This window comes from Gilliamella sp. G0441 (genome assembly GCF_050589305.1).
Taxonomy (GTDB): Bacteria; Pseudomonadota; Gammaproteobacteria; order Enterobacterales; family Orbaceae; genus Gilliamella.
The window spans coordinates 408,233-422,797 of the sequence record NZ_JBNRJF010000001.1; the positions used below are offsets into that span (position 1 = coordinate 408,233).

General features: G+C 34.8%; 15 protein-coding genes, 1 other RNA gene and 1 riboswitch. Of the genes, 6 read left to right on the forward strand and 10 right to left on the reverse strand.

Going from position 1 to position 14,565, the window contains the following annotated elements; genetic code table 11:
• Nucleotides 1-5 precede the first annotated feature (5 nt).
• A complete protein-coding gene (locus ACKJXD_RS01760; protein WP_220215518.1) occupies nucleotides 6-410 on the reverse strand; it encodes a ProQ/FINO family protein in 405 nt (134 codons plus the stop codon).
• 70 nt (nucleotides 411-480) lie between these two features.
• Complete coding sequence (locus tag ACKJXD_RS01765; protein WP_220215519.1) at nucleotides 481-840, reverse strand: DNA-binding protein; 360 nt, start codon at nucleotides 838-840, stop codon at nucleotides 481-483.
• 179 nt (nucleotides 841-1,019) lie between these two features.
• Here ACKJXD_RS01765 and ACKJXD_RS01770 point away from each other — a divergent pair, with 179 nt between their 5' ends.
• Complete coding sequence (locus tag ACKJXD_RS01770; RefSeq protein ID WP_430875346.1) at nucleotides 1,020-1,319, forward strand: helix-turn-helix domain-containing protein; 300 nt, start codon at nucleotides 1,020-1,022, stop codon at nucleotides 1,317-1,319.
• 700 nt (nucleotides 1,320-2,019) lie between these two features.
• An RNA gene (gene rnpB, locus ACKJXD_RS01775) (RNase P RNA component class A) lies at nucleotides 2,020-2,408 on the forward strand.
• On the opposite strand, the gene ACKJXD_RS01780 is transcribed toward rnpB, so the two are convergent.
• The 6 genes from ACKJXD_RS01780 to ACKJXD_RS01805 form a co-directional block, all read right to left on the reverse strand.
• A complete protein-coding gene (locus ACKJXD_RS01780) occupies nucleotides 2,403-3,107 on the reverse strand; it encodes a DedA family protein (RefSeq protein ID WP_220215521.1) in 705 nt (234 codons plus the stop codon). The genes rnpB and ACKJXD_RS01780 overlap by 6 nt on opposite strands.
• Nucleotides 3,108-3,136: 29 nt before the next feature.
• The gene (gene tldD, locus ACKJXD_RS01785) at nucleotides 3,137-4,594 is read right to left on the reverse strand and encodes a metalloprotease TldD (RefSeq protein WP_220215522.1); all 1,458 of its coding nucleotides are present in this window, start codon (nucleotides 4,592-4,594) and stop codon (nucleotides 3,137-3,139) included.
• Between the two features lie 142 nt (nucleotides 4,595-4,736).
• Nucleotides 4,737-6,212, reverse strand: a complete 1,476-nt coding sequence (gene rng, locus ACKJXD_RS01790; RefSeq protein WP_220215523.1) for a ribonuclease G — start codon at nucleotides 6,210-6,212, stop codon at nucleotides 4,737-4,739.
• Nucleotides 6,213-6,237: 25 nt separating this feature from the next.
• The gene (mreD, locus tag ACKJXD_RS01795; RefSeq protein WP_220215524.1) at nucleotides 6,238-6,723 is read right to left on the reverse strand and encodes a rod shape-determining protein MreD; all 486 of its coding nucleotides are present in this window, start codon (nucleotides 6,721-6,723) and stop codon (nucleotides 6,238-6,240) included.
• Nucleotides 6,710-7,552, reverse strand: a complete 843-nt coding sequence (mreC, locus tag ACKJXD_RS01800) for a rod shape-determining protein MreC (protein WP_220215525.1) — start codon at nucleotides 7,550-7,552, stop codon at nucleotides 6,710-6,712. Before mreC ends, mreD begins: the two co-directional genes overlap by 14 nt.
• A 137-nt stretch (nucleotides 7,553-7,689) precedes the next feature.
• Nucleotides 7,690-8,733, reverse strand: coding sequence for a rod shape-determining protein (locus ACKJXD_RS01805; protein WP_294828986.1), 1,044 nt, complete (start codon nucleotides 8,731-8,733; stop codon nucleotides 7,690-7,692).
• Nucleotides 8,734-9,094: 361 nt separating this feature from the next.
• On the opposite strand from ACKJXD_RS01805, the gene accB reads away from it, so the two are divergent.
• Together accB and accC are read left to right on the forward strand one after the other, a co-directional pair.
• The gene (gene accB / locus ACKJXD_RS01810) at nucleotides 9,095-9,559 is read left to right on the forward strand and encodes an acetyl-CoA carboxylase biotin carboxyl carrier protein (RefSeq protein ID WP_220215526.1); all 465 of its coding nucleotides are present in this window, start codon (nucleotides 9,095-9,097) and stop codon (nucleotides 9,557-9,559) included.
• Nucleotides 9,560-9,601: 42 nt separating this feature from the next.
• Complete coding sequence (gene accC / locus ACKJXD_RS01815) at nucleotides 9,602-10,948, forward strand: acetyl-CoA carboxylase biotin carboxylase subunit (protein WP_220215527.1); 1,347 nt, start codon at nucleotides 9,602-9,604, stop codon at nucleotides 10,946-10,948.
• Between the two features lie 130 nt (nucleotides 10,949-11,078).
• Here the strand turns inward: accC and ACKJXD_RS01820 are convergent, their stop codons facing one another.
• Nucleotides 11,079-11,849, reverse strand: coding sequence for an ABC transporter permease (locus tag ACKJXD_RS01820; RefSeq protein WP_220215528.1), 771 nt, complete (start codon nucleotides 11,847-11,849; stop codon nucleotides 11,079-11,081).
• Complete coding sequence (locus ACKJXD_RS01825) at nucleotides 11,842-12,786, reverse strand: ABC transporter ATP-binding protein (protein ID WP_430875347.1); 945 nt, start codon at nucleotides 12,784-12,786, stop codon at nucleotides 11,842-11,844. The genes ACKJXD_RS01820 and ACKJXD_RS01825 overlap by 8 nt, the downstream gene beginning before the upstream one ends.
• A gap of 257 nt (nucleotides 12,787-13,043) precedes the next feature.
• Between ACKJXD_RS01825 and mog the strand changes: the two genes are divergently transcribed.
• Nucleotides 13,044-13,616, forward strand: a complete 573-nt coding sequence (gene mog / locus ACKJXD_RS01830) for a molybdopterin adenylyltransferase (RefSeq protein WP_220215530.1) — start codon at nucleotides 13,044-13,046, stop codon at nucleotides 13,614-13,616.
• 151 nt (nucleotides 13,617-13,767) lie between these two features.
• On the forward strand, nucleotides 13,768-14,226 hold the full coding sequence (gene argR / locus ACKJXD_RS01835; protein WP_220215531.1) for a transcriptional regulator ArgR: 459 nt from the start codon (nucleotides 13,768-13,770) through the stop codon (nucleotides 14,224-14,226).
• Between the two features lie 110 nt (nucleotides 14,227-14,336).
• Nucleotides 14,337-14,510: riboswitch (Lysine riboswitch) on the forward strand.
• Nucleotides 14,511-14,565 lie beyond the last annotated feature (55 nt).

Here is a 14,565-nt window from a genome sequence, read left to right on the forward strand (position 1 = left end):
TAGCATTAAAATTTTAAATTATGAAAGGGAAATATTGGGTTTTTATTTTGTGCTAATAGTTTTGAGTATTTTTCAAATTTCTGATTACTAGCTTCTGGCTGTTGCTTAACATACCGTATTTTTTTCTGATTAACCTCATCTTTTCTGCTTTCAATCCTATTGGGCTTAAACCGTTTAAAAAGGATTATGAAACTTTTTAAATTCCACCTTTTTATAATATCGATATTTAAGATAATTCGTGATTTAACTTTACTCATTATTTCATAGACTTTCAAACGATAAACAATATCGCGTAAAATATCAATCTTTAACGGTTTTGTTATCGTTTGAAAAGTGAAACAAATAGGAAACTGCTGAACTAAATAAGCAATAATCTCTTGACTATCTGTTAGTTGAAATTGTTTTACCATTTGTTATTCCGTTGCAACAAGTTTCCTAATCTTAAGGCGCTAAAGTATATATCAGCTTATGCAATAACACCTAATCATCTTTTTTATTATGTTTTTTGATGAAAGACATAAAATCTTTGATACCATTTCGCATTAACCATGAGGCAACAATGGATTTTTCTTCTGCGGTTAACTGGTCAAAAGCTGTCATCCAAAGTTGAAAAGGTTCGATTGGAGGTATTACATAACTCGCACTCTCTTCTTCAATATATAATGCTTTTTTGACATCAAAAGGTAAACTGCCAATATGGTATTCAAGCGCTTTACCACGAACACCTGTACGTTTACGTGATGTCCATTTTTCGGCTCTTGCTTTACGATTTATACCTTGTATTGTCGAAGGCATCCCTGCAATGTTTGATAGCTCTTTTGATGAGAACCATTCTTTCATTTTAACCATCCTACTTTTAAATAACCAGAAAAAAATACAGAAATTTAAGAAACTTTGATACAATAATTAAGAAACTAATTATTAAAACTTTTAAGCCTTTCATAAGCAAATTACTAGTTTTAATAACTTAAAATCATAACATAGATAATCAAAGTTATAAACTAAGAGGGAATAAAAAAATGGAAATTAAATCCAGCGACTGGCATCAGGCCGATATTATAGCTGCATTAAAAAAGAGAGGGACAACGTTATCTGAACTATCTCGTCAATCGGGATTTAGTTCAACAACTCTTTGCAATGCTCTTGTCAGACCATGGACTAAAGGAGAAATTATTATCGCAACAGCCCTTGATTTAGAGCCTAAAGAGATATGGCCTAGCCGTTATATTGATTTCAAAACTAATCGCCCAATTAAACGAGTGGTAAGAAATATAAAAAGAAAATCAACATCACATAAAGTTGAAAAAAACAAGGAATAAATTCTTAAGAAATAATATGGAAATATAAAGAAATTTATAATCCTATATTTCCATATTATATGCATTTATTTTCTTAATATTCATTTTGTATTATTTTTATTGAAAACGATAAAACAATCATTGTTGGCTTAAATATTTTATTTGGCTTACTTATCAAATAGATAATTGATAAATAATTTACATATTAAATCAGCTTGAATTGTTTATTTTATTCCGTTCAATAAGAATTGTTATGCCTGTGCTTTAAAGGATTATATTGAGCAAGATATTTTTTAGAAATATAACATAGTTAACATGGTGAAAAAACTTTGTTCGAAAAGGAAATAATTAATTTATCAAAAACTCTTTTAGAAAAAGCATAAGTAATAATATAAAGTTATAGATACAAGAAAAACTTAACAGGTTATTCAATAATGGTAAAAAGCAGATTTTTAATAGTTGAAACAAATAACATTGACATTCCGTGCTCATCAATTCACTGAATTATTAAAGTATTTGAAAAATAAAAATGGACGTTAAATTCATTTAATTTTTTAATAATTTCGAGAATTTATGATGTAACGCACTAACATAACCTAATAATAATTCAATCTTCGTAACATGACGAATAATATAATCATTCCTTTTATAAATCACTCAACCGTTTTAAAACAAAGATTCTTTGCTAGACAAAAAGAAACATTCCGCTATACTTACTGCCGAAATTAACCAGACAATCGCTGCTTTGTTGTAGTCCTTGTAAAAGAGGAGACAAACAGAGGGGAGGAAAGTCCGGGCTCCATAGGGCAGAGTGCCAGGTAACGCCTGGGGAATTTTGGCGTGAGCTAAAATTTACGACTAGTGCAACAGAGAGTATACCGCCGATGGCTTATATTTAAGATCAGGTAAGGGTGAAAGGGTGCGGTAAGAGCGCACCGCGCAACTGGTAACAGTTGTGGCACGGTAAACTCCACTCGGAGCAAGGTCAAATAGGGATTCATTGGCGCGGCCCGCGTTGAATCCGGGTAGACTGCTTGAGCTAATGCGTGAGCATTAGCCTAGAGGAATGATTGTCCACGACAGAACCCGGCTTATCGGTTAATTTCAATTTTTCTCTTGAGGATTCCCGTTTTCAGCAACATTAGCTTGCTTCTTTTTAGTTAGCCAACGTTTTAAAGCTAGCCAGATTGAGAAGATCAATCCTAAAATCAATAAAAATGCAGGAATAAGCATTAAAAGTGACATGATCTGCTTCTCATAGGTTTTAAAAATTGGTGATAAACCAAATAGATAACCTAATGTAACAATCAAGAAAATCCATAATGTTGCACTAATCCAATTATAAATATGAAATTTTCTGCTATGTAACCCAGACAATCCCGCCATCATCGGTAATAATGTTCGTACAAAGGCGATAAAACGACCAATAAATAGGGCTTGTAATCCATATTTATGGAATAAAACTTCAGATTTATGATGATATTTTTCAGGTAAGTGTTCCATCCAACCTTTTACAAGTTTGGTATTACCTAACCAAAGGCCTTGTATATAACCTAGCCAAGTTCCTAAGGCAGCAGCAGCTATTAATATGACATTAATTAACCCGAAATGGAAAACATCAAGACTAATTAGCACTCCTGTTAAAAACAGTAAACTGTCACCTGGTAAAAAAGCCGCCGGCAATACACCATTTTCTAATAATATAATAACAAATAACATACCATATAATGTCCACAAGACATTAGGGTTTGAAAGTGTTGCAACATCCATATTTATAAAAGCTTGATAAAGAGTAATGATTGTTTCCATTTATTTTAAAATCCTATTCATCTAAGTTATTAGTGGTTAATAGTACCACCTACAGTTAAATTATTCACTTTCAATGTTGGTTGCCCAACACCTACCGGTACACTTTGTCCGGCTTTACCACAGACACCTACGCCAGAATCTAATGCAAGATCATTGCCTACCATAGATATTTGTTGCATCGTTTCAATGCCGGAACCAATAAGCGTTGCACCCTTTACCGGAGTAGTAATTTTGCCTTTTTCAATCAAATAGGCTTCTGAAGTAGAAAAAACAAATTTACCTGATGTTATATCCACTTGTCCACCTGCAAAATTAGGTGCATAGAGACCATAATCAACACTGCTGATAATCTCTTCAAAACTTGAATTACCTGGCAACATGTAAGTATTCGTCATGCGTGGCATTGGAAGACAAGCATAACTTTCTCGACGCCCATTACCTGTTGAGTGGGTATTCATTAACCGAGCATTAAGCTTATCGAACATGTAACCTTTAAGTAAACCATTCTCAATAAGTACAGTTTTTTGACTTGGTGTACCTTCATCGTCAATAGTCAACGAGCCACGGCGATTTTCTATCGTTCCATCATCTACGATGGTACAAAGTTCAGAAGTCACTTGTTCACCGATTTTATTTGAGAATACAGAACTATTTTTACGGTTAAAATCACCTTCTAACCCATGCCCTACTGCCTCATGCAATAATACTCCAGGCCAACCAGCCCCTAAAATTACAGGCATTGTCCCAGCAGGTGCCGCTTTTGCCGATAATAAAACTAAAGCTTGTCTTACTGCCTCGTGAGCAAAACTGTCAGCTACGGTTTCTGAGGTTTTCGGATTAATGGTTAAAAAATGCTCATAACCAAAACGACCACCTCCTCCACTTGATCCTCGCTCACGTTTACCATCTTGTTCAACTAACACTGAAATAGATAATCTTACCAACGGTCTAATATCCGCACACAACGTACCATCAGTTGCAGCAATTAAAACATCTTCATAGCTACCTGTTAAACTTACTGAAACTTCAGTTACTTTAGAATCTAAAGAACGAATCAATTTATCAAGATGTTTTAACAACGCAATTTTTTGTTCTTGGCTAAAACTGTTTATTGGATTTAAAGAATGATAAATCGGAACGGTATCAACGTTTTTAAGTGGTGTGACTAAAACAGGTGCTTGCACTTTAGTAATCGAATTCGCTGCCACTACACTTTGCTCTAAACGCATTAAAGATAGCTGATCCGTATAAGCAAATCCTGTTTTTTCACCAACAATAGCTCTAACTCCGACACCTTGATCACGATGAAAAGAGGCATTTTTAATAATGCCATCCTCAATAGACCAACTTTCATAAAAACCCGATAAAAAGTATAAATCGCCATAATCAATTTGTCTTGAACTCAACATATCTAATAAACGCAAAATATCCGTTTGACTTAGATTATTTGGTTGGAGTAATCGATCACTTACTTCAGTTACAATCATAAATTCCTTTATATTTTCTTCTAAATTAAATACAAGTTTAAAGTTGGTAATACCTATTTGATAGATTAATGTTTATCTCAAGAGTAAACGCTCTACAATGAAATATATTGTTCATTTTTGATATTTCAATACCTTATAGGATTTACATCAATACTACATCATATTGTTCTTGGATATAAAGTGGTTCAACTTTAACTTCAACACGTTTTCCAACAAACACTTTAACTTCAGCAAGTGCATGCGATTCATCATTGTTTAACGCATTAGCAACTGCCGCTGAGGCATACACCAATAGATATTCAGAACGATGTGCTTTATGAACTCGAACTATTTCACGTAATATTTCGTTACATACTGTTTCAACTGATTTAACAATACCTCGCCCCTTACAAGCAGGACATTCTTCACATAAAATATGTCCTAAACTTTCACGGGTACGTTTTCTTGTCATTTCAACCAAACCTAGACTTGAAAATGAATTAATCGTTGTTCTGGCTCTATCTTTTGATAGAAAGTCTTGCAGTGATTGGAGTACACGTTCTTGATGCAAACTTTGTTGCATATCAATGAAATCAATAATGATAATACCACCCAAATTTCGCAAACGTAACTGACGAGCAATAGCAATGGTTGCTTCAATATTGGTATTAAAAATTGTCTCTTCAAGATTTCGATGCCCGACAAATGCCCCAGTGTTAATATCAATCGTCGTCATGGCTTCTGTTTGGTCAATAATTAAATATCCCCCTGACTTCAATTTAACTTTACGATCAAGTGCACGTTGAATTTCATTTTCTGTATCGTAAAGATCGAATATTGGCGCACTTCCACGATAATGTGATAATTTGTCCGTGACTTCAGGCATAAATTCTTGGGTAAACTCAACTAGCAAATCATAGGTCAATTTTGAGTCAACTAAAATTCGCTCAATAGGGTCACCAACGAAATCACGTAACACGCGTTGAGATAATTGTAGTTCACCATATACCAAGTTTTTTGTGGTAGGTCGAGCCATACGCTCTTGAATCTTTGACCATAGCCGTTTTAGAAAATTAGCATCTTGTTCTAATTCATGGGCGCTTGCACCTTCCGCTGCGGTTCGAACGATAAAACCACCTTGTTCAGTGACATATTGCTCAACAATTTTTTTTAATCTTTCTCGTTCTTCTTCGCTATCAATACGTTGTGAAGTCGCCACATGGGCTGAATTAGGACCAGGCATTAAAACTAAATAGCGGGAAGGTAAGGTAATATCAGTAGTCAATCTTGCACCTTTAGTACCTAAGGGATCTTTGACGACTTGTACCATTATATCCTGCCCTTGACGGACAAGTTCTGAGATATCTTTAACTTGAAATTGCTCTTGTTCACTATCTGAAACACATTCAGTATGTGGCATAATGTCAGAAGCATGTAAAAAAGCTGCTTTTTCAAGACCTATATCGACAAATGCGGCCTGCATACCTGGTAATATTCGGATAATCTTTCCTTTATAAATATTACCAACAATACCTCGTCGTGATTCACGATCGACATGAATCTCTTGTAAAACACCATCTTCAATATAAGCGACACGCGTTTCTGAAGGAGTGACATTCATTAATAGCTCTACAGACATAAAAATTTCCTTGATTGAAAGTCAATTAATTGATCGCATAACGTCGTCTTACAAGTCGCAAAAATAGGTAAATTACTATCCATAATAAACTGTCAATCAAACTTGATAGTAAAATAAGTGGGGACATAGTTATAATGTGATAAATAGCTATCTGAAATAATATTAATAATAAATTATAACATATTGAGATACCAAATATGATGAAGGATTGCTGCCATAATGCTAAATTACGCACCAATTGATATCTAAAAATTAATAGATAAGCAATTATCGAAAAAATGAACGCATGGATACCCAATATCGTACCAGAAAATAGATCCATGACAAGCCCAAAAATAAAAGCAGTACCTATTCCAACACGATGTGGTAAAGCAATAAACCAGTAAGCCAATATTAACATCAACCAATGAGGTTTAAAAATATTGTAAGATGACGACCAAGGTATAATTTGCAAACACAACCCAAAAAATAGGGTAATCCAAATAATTAATATTCCTCTATGGCTCCTCATGTTTTACTCCTTGGTCACCCCATAGTAACAATAGATAACGCAGACGTTTTAAATCGGCTGTTGGTGTTGCTGAAATAAGTGGGGATGAATCGCTAATATCAATCTTCACTGATGTCACTATCGCTACAGGGTATCCTTCAGGAAATCGCCCATCTAGTCCAGAAGTGACTAAAACATCCCCTACTTTAATGTCAACATTATTCGGTAAAAAATCAAGGGTGAGATCATTGTTACATCCATTACCGACAGCAACCATTGATATATCATTTCTTTGTATTTGAACGGGTATTGCATGTTGATAATCACAAACTAAAATAGCTCTGCTAGTGTTCTGTGCGATTTCGTAAATTTGCCCAACGATACCCTTTTCATCAATGATAGGTTGCCCTATATATACACCATCATTTTTTCCTTTATTGATTACTACCTGATAAGCATATGGGTTAGTATCAGCCAATAAAACTTGTGCAGCCATTTTATGCTCTTCATGCCATAAAGGTGCTTTTAATAACTCTCTCAACCGATTGTTTTCATGTCTCAAATGTTCAAGCAACAAAAGATCTGCTTTTTTATTCATTAACTCTTCATTTAATTTTTCATTTTCAGAGGCTAACTCTTCTCGTGTTTTTGCCATTTCATGAAGTGAATCAAACGAAGCCCTAGGTGAATTTGAAACATGATAAAGTGGTGAAACAATACTATCTAAGTAATAACGAACTTCGTTAAAAGGACGATAATTTATATCAAGTATTATTAAGATCAAAGCGAGCAATATTGAGGTCAATAATTGCACACTAAGAGGAGAACGATTAGAAAAAAGTAATTTCATTGTTCAGTACTTACCTATAAAATACTCAAGTTAAATTTGAATAAAGATATGTTTCCGCCGAGAATATCGACGGAAAAAAGTAAGATATTTAGCTACCATTTTATTGGATTACAATTAAATGATAGCTGAGGCAATAGTTATTCTTCACTAAACAGATCACCGCCATGCATGTCAACCATATCAAGCGCTTTACCGCCTCCTCTAGCAACACATGTTAGTGGATCTTCCGCTACAACTACATGAATACCTGTTTCTGCTGATAACAATTTATCAATATTACGTAATAACGCACCACCACCAGTTAAGACCATTCCATGTTCAGAAATATCTGAAGCAAGCTCAGGTGGACATTGCTCCAGAGCAACTTTAACAGCACTAACAATACCACTTAATGGTTCTTGAAGGGCTTCTAAAATTTCATTTGAATTTAAAGTAAAGCTACGTGGCACACCTTCAGCTAGATTACGCCCACGAACTTCAATTTCAAGCACTTCATCACCAGGGTATGCACTACCAATAAAATGTTTGATTTTTTCTGCAGTTGCCTCACCAATAAGTGCGCCATAATTACGACGAACATAATTGATAATGGCTTCATCAAATCGGTCACCACCAATACGTGCGGAAGCAGAATAAACAACGCCATTAAGCGAAATCACGGCAACTTCAGTTGTTCCACCGCCGATATCAACCACCATCGAGCCCGTAGGTGAAGATACTGGTAAATCTGCACCGATAGCAGCTGCCATTGGTTCTTCAATTAAATAGACTTCACGAGCGCCAGCTCCTAATGCAGATTCTCGAATTGCTCGACGTTCAACTTGTGTAGCCCCAACAGGTACACAAACAAGAACGCGTGGGCTAGGCCTTAAAAAGCTATGGCTGTGCACTTGGCGAATAAAATACTGTAACATTTTTTCCGTCACAGAAAAGTCAGCAATAACACCATCTTTCATTGGTCTAATTGCTGCAATATTACCCGGAGTACGCCCTAACATCTGTTTCGCAGCCTGTCCGACAGCAGCAACACTTTTCGGTGTTCCAGAACGGTCTTGTCGAATGGCCACAACGGAAGGCTCGTTCAACACGATCCCCTGCCCTTTTACATAGATAAGTGTATTGGCTGTACCTAAATCGATCGATAAATCATTTGAAAACAGGCCGCGAACTTTTTTGAACATAATAAAAACTCTTCCTAGAATTAATCTTGTTTAAGTATATTTTAGAGTTTGAAGCAAGCTAATTATAAAACAATTTTCTTTTAAAATTGTACAAATAATATCTTATTTAATCTTGTAATTCCATAGCTAGCCCCAATAATAATTGAGTCTTATTATTGTAGCGCAATTCTAAAATAATACCTAGAAAATAGTATAGAAATAGAATGTAAAGGAGATATATAATGACAAATAGTATTTTACAGTGTATCCTTCGGCGTTAATGTTGAGTTACAGCCTTATTATCACCTTAAAAGATTACTTTTAAGATATTAAGGATGCATTAAATAATCGTTACTTATATCAAATAAACACGGTGTAATTCATGGATATACGCAAAATTAAAAAATTAATCGAGTTAGTTGAAGAATCAGGTATTTCAGAACTTGAAATATCTGAGGGTGAAGAATCAGTACGCATTAGTCGCACTGTAGCAACAACAAACTATTCTGCGCCTGTACAAAATATTCAAATACCTCAACCAGCTCCTGTTGTTGTAACTTCAGCTTCTTCAGCAGAAGAAGTCATCAACGATGTAGCATCAGTTGATGTTTCTGGTTCAACAATAAAATCTCCAATGGTAGGAACCTTCTATCGTACTCCAAGTCCTGAGTCAAAAGCTTTTGTTGAAGTTGGACAAACTGTCAATGTTGGCGATGTACTTTGCATTGTCGAAGCGATGAAAATGATGAATCAAATTGAATCAGAAAAAGCAGGGACTATTAAAGCTATTTTAGTTGAAAATGGTCAACCCGTTGAATTTGATCAACCATTATTCATTATTGAATAATCAGAATTTATTTAATTAATTTATACGATTAAGAGATTGAATATGCTTGATAAAATTCTTATTGCTAATCGTGGAGAAATTGCTCTACGCATTTTACGTGCATGTAAAGAACTTGGAATTAAAACTGTTGCTGTTCATTCTTCGGCAGATAAAGATCTGAAACATGTGCTTCTTGCAGATGAAACCGTTTGTATCGGTCCTGCAGCATCTGCCAAAAGTTACCTTAATATTCCAGCATTAATCTCTGCAGCCGAAGTAACAGGTGCAGCAGCTATTCATCCAGGATATGGTTTCTTATCAGAAAATGCTGATTTTGCTGAACAAGTTGAACGTTCTGGTTTTATTTTTGTCGGTCCAAAACCTGATACAATCCGTTTAATGGGTGATAAAGTATCAGCCATTGAAGCGATGAAAAAAGCGGGTGTGCCTTGCGTACCTGGTTCAGATGGCCCGTTGAGCAATAATATTGAAACAAACAAAGAAATTGCTAAAAAAATCGGTTACCCTGTTATTATCAAAGCATCTGGTGGTGGCGGTGGTCGTGGTATGCGTATTGTTCGTGAAGAAAAAGATCTTGAACAATCCATTAAAATGACCAAATTAGAAGCCAAAACCGCATTTAATAATGATATGGTTTATATGGAAAAATTCCTTGAAAATCCACGTCATATTGAAATACAAGTGCTTTCAGATGGTCAAGGTAATGCAGTTTATTTAGGTGAGCGTGATTGCTCAATGCAAAGACGTCACCAAAAAGTAGTAGAAGAAGCACCAGCCGTCGGTATTACGCCTAAAATGCGTAAATTTATCGGAGAGCGTTGCGTTAATGCTTGTATTGAAATTGGTTATCGTGGCGCAGGTACATTTGAGTTTTTATTTGAAGATGGCGAGTTTTACTTTATTGAAATGAACACGCGTATTCAAGTAGAACATCCTGTTACAGAAATGATTACTGGTGTTGATTTAATTCGAGAACAAATCTTAATTGCAGCAGGAAAACCGCTTTCAATTAAACAGAGTGATATTCATATTAAAGGTCATGCGATTGAATGCAGAATTAACGCAGAAGATCCAAAAACATTTATGCCATCACCGGGTAAAATTACCCGTTTTCATGCGCCGGGTGGGTTTGGTATTCGTTGGGAATCTCATATCTATGCCGGTTATACTGTACCGCCATATTATGATTCGATGATTGGTAAATTGATTGCATATGGAGAAACTCGTGAAGTAGCAATCGCTCGCATGAAAAATGCGTTAGCAGAACTCGTTATCGATGGTATCAAAACTAATATTGATCTTCATATCGAAATTATGAATGATAAAAACTTCCAAAAAGGTGGAACAAATATCCATTACTTAGAGAAAAAATTAGGCATTTACGAGTAGTCTGCTAATGTCTAATCTCGACAATAATATTGATATATTAGTATGTTGATTATTTGATTTATCAGATTATTAACAAAACTTAATGATTCCACTTATCCGCCGACTTATGTCGGCGGTATTTTTTTACCGTTTAGCTTCTTAATCCTTTACCGCTCTCAATTAATCGCCATACAGCAATATACAGAATCACCACAAACAAGATAAGCATAGAAAAAGTGATCCATAGCGAAACATCGGTGGTGCCAAGAAAACCATAACGGAAGCCATTAATCATATAAACAATAGGATTCAATTTAGATACCCATTGCCAAAATGTCGGTAGCAACGTAATTGAATAAAATACACCACCTAGATAAGTCAGCGGCGTTAATACAAATGTAGGAATAATACTAATATCATCAAATGTCTTTGCATAAACTGCATTCAATAATCCAGCTAGCGAAAATAGAATTGAAGTGAGTAGTAATGTGAAAACGACAAATACCCAAGAGTGAACTTCATATGTCACAAAAAAGAGCGATACAATTGTCACTAAAGTGCCTGTTAAAATACCTCGAATAACGCCACCCCCAACAAATCCCCAAATTAAGATATGTGTTGGTACCGGTGCAACTAAAAGCTCTTCAATATTACGTTGAAATTTAGCACTAAAAAATGATGAACAAACATTCGTATAAGAGTTGGTAATTACCGACATCATAATTAATCCCGGTACTATAAATGCCATATAACTATGACCACCCATATTGCCAACTCGTGACCCAATTAAATTGCCAAAAATTATAAAATAAAGTGACATAGTAATAACGGGTGGTATCAAGGTTTGGATCCAAATTCTTAAAAAACGTATGACCTCTTTGCGCCAGATACTTTTTAAGGCTATCCAGTATAAATTATTCATTATCGGCTCCTTTTGTTTGAGTATCATTACGCACCAAATCAACAAATAACTCTTCAAGTCGATTGGTTTTATTGCGCATGCTGATTACGTTGATTTTTTGTTGATTAAGTTGCTCAAACAATTGATTTAATCCATGCTGTTTATCGACTTTAACTTCTAATATACCTGGCTCAACGTTAGTAAAGGTATACCCGGTTAGCTCCAAGGGGTGAGAGGTTGGCAAATAATCAATAATAATCGTTTCAGATTGACTATTCGCCAGTAAATCACGCATAGAGGAATTAGCAATGAGTTCACCATGTTGAATAATACCAATATGCCGACATAACATCTCTGCTTCTTCTAAATAATGTGTAGTCAGAATAATAGTAATACCCTGACGATTAATTTCTCTTAAAAAATCCCACATGGAACGTCGTAATTCAATATCAACCCCTGCCGTTGGTTCATCGAGAATTAATAATTTAGGCTCATGAACTAATGCTCTTGCTATCATGAGTCGTCTTTTCATGCCACCTGATAACATACCTGCCCGGCTATTACGCTTATCCCAAAGATCTAAAATACGTAAATATTTTTCAGCACGTTCAAGTGCTAATTTACGGGGTAATCCGTAATATCCACCTTGGTTTGCAACAATTTGGAGTACTTCTTCAAACTGATTGAAATTAAATTCTTGTGGCACTAGCCCTAACTGCCTTTTGGCATTGACGATATTTTTATCTAAATCAAATCCAAAAATTTTAACTTGACCCGATGTTTTGGTAACTAGCGAACTAATAATACCAATTGTAGTCGATTTCCCGGCACCGTTTGGTCCAAGCAAAGCATAAAAATCACCTGCCTGAACAGTTAAATTAATACCTTTTAATGCTTCTACACCATTTTTGTAAATTTTTTTGAGTTCAATTAACTCAAGAGCAGGAATAGATGACATGTATGTATCCTAAATGAGTAATTTATGATTAAAATGATATAAGATCCTATTTGATGAGATTTAATATTGACAATATAATCAATCATTGTAAAGCGCTTTTTAGCATTATTTGAATTGATATTAAGATAAAATTATTACTAAATTTAAAAAATTATAAATTTGCTTAATTTAATATTTATTAATTTCGTAAAGCTCTAATACGCTATAATTCTTAAAGAACTAGTTTTGATATATATTATTGTTGAGGTAGGAATACTATGCTAAAAATCGGACTCGTTTCTGTATCAGATAGAGCTTCAAAAGGAATTTATGAAGATGAAGGTATTCCTTCACTGCAATCTTGGCTTACAATGGCGTTGAAAACACCATTTAAAATTGAAAAACGAATTATTGCCGATGAAAAACCACTTATTGAACAAACATTATGCGAACTCGTTGATAATTTACATTGTGATTTAATTTTAACTACTGGCGGAACCGGTCCAGCAATAAGAGATGTAACGCCTGATGCAACCTTGGCAATAAGTGATCGTGTTATGCCAGGTTTTGGTGAGCAGATGCGTCAAATTAGTCTCCATTTTGTACCTACGGCTATATTGTCCAGACAAGTGGGTGTGATACGAAAAAAATGCTTAATTTTGAATCTTCCTGGTAGACCTAAATCGATCAAAGAAACACTCGAAGGAGTAAAAGACACTCAAGGTAATGTAATAGTAAATGGAATTTTTGCTAGCGTTCCTTATTGTATCGACTTATTAGAAGGACCTTATATTGAAACGAATGAAAATATTATTAAATCGTTTCGCCCCAAAAATGCGATAAAGACCTAACTTTAGTTTTATGCAAATTTCATGCATAATTATGACGATAATATAGTAGATTTAATTGTTAAAAATGAAAAACGTTAAATCAATAACTATTACAAGTCGTTAAAACGAATCAATTTCAAAACTGTTATAAATAAAATCCCAAAGGTACATTATGAAACAAGATGATCTCACTAAAGTTTTTAAAGAGATGCTTAGCCAAGAAAAGTTTAGTTCGCAAGTAGAAATAGTACAAGCGCTTCAAGAACAAGGATTTGATAATATCAACCAATCTAAAGTATCAAGAATGTTAACTAAATTTGGCGCGGTGAGAACTCGTAATGCAAAATCTGAAATGGTCTATTGCTTACCAGCTGAAATTAGTGTGCCAACGACAAGTAGCCCTTTAAAAAATTTAGTGCTGGATATCGATTATAATAGTTCCATGGTCGTGATTCGTACTAGTCCTGGTGCAGCACAGCTTATCGCAAGATTACTAGATTCAATTGGTAAATCTGAAGGCATATTAGGCTCAATTGCTGGTGATGACACAATTTTTAGTACACCAACGAAAGGATGTACAGTCAAAAAATTATACCAGACCATACTGGCTCTATTTGAACAAGAACTGTAAAGTCATCAAAATTATATTTTATTAATATTCACTGATTTTTAGTGATAACCTATTGACACAATTATCAGAATCGTTAATTCTATATGACACTGATTTTGTAACCTATGTTACAAGAACGAAGAGGCGCATTACTCAGGTAAATCATTTTAAGGACTGGAACTGTTGACAAATGATTGAGGGGATGTAGTGCCGAGATTTGATAACTGTCCAGGAAGTTATTAAATCGACTGCAAGGGCTGAATCCCTTGGGTTGTCACCTTAACAGGTGGAGCGCTTCGCGGTGTGTACTTGTTTAACGGTAAATAGAACATACCCCGCTCTATCTCTGTTAAAAATAAA

Coding starts and splice junctions, on each gene's coding strand:
- ACKJXD_RS01760 (WP_220215518.1), bottom strand. CDS start 410: ATGGTAAAACAATTTCAACTAACAGATAGTCAAGAGATTATTGCTTAT.
- ACKJXD_RS01765 (WP_220215519.1), bottom strand. CDS start 840: ATGAAAGAATGGTTCTCATCAAAAGAGCTATCAAACATTGCAGGGATG.
- ACKJXD_RS01770 (WP_430875346.1), top strand. CDS start 1,020: ATGGAAATTAAATCCAGCGACTGGCATCAGGCCGATATTATAGCTGCA.
- ACKJXD_RS01780 (WP_220215521.1), bottom strand. CDS start 3,107: ATGGAAACAATCATTACTCTTTATCAAGCTTTTATAAATATGGATGTT.
- tldD (WP_220215522.1), bottom strand. CDS start 4,594: ATGATTGTAACTGAAGTAAGTGATCGATTACTCCAACCAAATAATCTA.
- rng (WP_220215523.1), bottom strand. CDS start 6,212: ATGTCTGTAGAGCTATTAATGAATGTCACTCCTTCAGAAACGCGTGTC.
- mreD (WP_220215524.1), bottom strand. CDS start 6,723: ATGAGGAGCCATAGAGGAATATTAATTATTTGGATTACCCTATTTTTT.
- mreC (WP_220215525.1), bottom strand. CDS start 7,552: ATGAAATTACTTTTTTCTAATCGTTCTCCTCTTAGTGTGCAATTATTG.
- ACKJXD_RS01805 (WP_294828986.1), bottom strand. CDS start 8,733: ATGTTCAAAAAAGTTCGCGGCCTGTTTTCAAATGATTTATCGATCGAT.
- accB (WP_220215526.1), top strand. CDS start 9,095: ATGGATATACGCAAAATTAAAAAATTAATCGAGTTAGTTGAAGAATCA.
- accC (WP_220215527.1), top strand. CDS start 9,602: ATGCTTGATAAAATTCTTATTGCTAATCGTGGAGAAATTGCTCTACGC.
- ACKJXD_RS01820 (WP_220215528.1), bottom strand. CDS start 11,849: ATGAATAATTTATACTGGATAGCCTTAAAAAGTATCTGGCGCAAAGAG.
- ACKJXD_RS01825 (WP_430875347.1), bottom strand. CDS start 12,786: ATGTCATCTATTCCTGCTCTTGAGTTAATTGAACTCAAAAAAATTTAC.
- mog (WP_220215530.1), top strand. CDS start 13,044: ATGCTAAAAATCGGACTCGTTTCTGTATCAGATAGAGCTTCAAAAGGA.
- argR (WP_220215531.1), top strand. CDS start 13,768: ATGAAACAAGATGATCTCACTAAAGTTTTTAAAGAGATGCTTAGCCAA.